The organism is Oleiphilus sp. HI0086, assembly GCF_001635225.1.
The window spans coordinates 1-1211 of sequence record NZ_LWFZ01001515.1; the positions used below are offsets into that span (position 1 = coordinate 1).

General features: G+C 45.5%; 2 protein-coding genes and 1 pseudogene. 2 read left to right on the plus strand and 1 reads right to left on the minus strand.

The genetic code is table 11. From position 1 onward, the window contains the following. A pseudogene (locus A3756_RS25570) lies at positions 1 to 328 on the minus strand (chemotaxis protein CheW); the annotation flags it as partial. A 59-nt stretch (positions 329 to 387) separates the two neighbouring features. Between A3756_RS25570 and A3756_RS25575 the strand changes: the two are divergent. Beyond that, entirely contained in the window at positions 388 to 822 is a 435-nt protein-coding gene (locus A3756_RS25575) for a CheW domain-containing protein (protein WP_068555025.1), read from the plus strand. A gap of 144 nt (positions 823 to 966) precedes the next feature. Next, positions 967 to 1211: chemotaxis protein CheW (locus A3756_RS25580; RefSeq protein ID WP_197481548.1), on the plus strand; the 245-nt coding region annotated here is incomplete at its 3' end.

The following is a 1211-nucleotide window of genomic DNA, read 5'->3' on the forward strand; positions in this document are numbered from 1 at the left end:
GATATCCGGCCCGAGCATCCTCGCTCCAACGGTCCGGCATGACCCATTGAGCTGTATCGACCACTCTGACATTTCTATCCAAATGTCTATACAAGCCCATAAAATAATCTGCCCGGCCGACAATTGGCGTGAGCTCCTTTTCAATTTTATAGATTGCACCGAGAGAAACTAAAGGCACCGCAAGCTTTAAACCTGCTACAGAAAAGATCAAACACTCGAAGCGATCTTGAGCCCATGAAGGCGGCCCAACTTGTCCAGGCTCACCAGGCGTAACCAAAGCTGTTCTTTTTTCATGTATCTTTTCAATTTCAGAAACTTCAGTAGTCACAGCCTCCCTAGCCTGNACNAGTTGGGCCGCCTTCATGGGCTCAAGATCGCTTCGAGTGTTTGATCTTTTCTGTAGCAGGTTTAAAGCTTGCGGTGCCTTTAGTTTCTCTCGGTGCAATCTATAAAATTGAAAAGGAGCTCACGCCAATTGTCGGCCGGGCAGATTATTTTATGGGCTTGTATAGACATTTGGATAGAAATGTCAGAGTGGTCGATACAGCTCAATGGGTCATGCCGGACCGTTGGAGCGAGGATGCTCGGGCCGGATATCAGTTCATTATTAGACTGGGTGGAAATAATTGGGGCTTAGCTTGCGACTCAGTTCACGAATCCATTCAGCTTGAACCTGATATGGTTAAATGGCGCAGTGAGCGTACGAGTCGAGCGTGGTTATCTGGTACGGTGATAGGGCATATGTGTGCTTTACTCGACGCAGACGTAATGAGCTTGATGCTAGAAGAGAAAGCTTCTGGCAATGGAAGCTCAATTTCTTGATAATTGTGTCACTATTTTCTGGCATAGATTGTGCGATGCTCTATATTTAGAAGATGATCTGTTAAGTTTTTGACGTGAGAGAGTAAAGCTTTGAAAACTTGGCGCGAATTATTGTCTTTTAGGAAATAGGTAAGGGGTCAACTAATGACATCAAACACTGGGCACAGTAGCCATGCTGCTGAAGATCCGATTCTGCAAAACGTCACTTTTCGCTTAGCAGACGAGACGTATGGTATTAACGTAATGCAGATTCAGGAAGTATTACGTTATACTGAAATTGCCCCCGTGCCAGGCGCACCTAACTATGTGTTGGGTATTATCAATCTGCGCGGTAATGTAGTAACGGTTATCGATACACGGACTCGATTTGGTTTACCTAGTGCCGATGT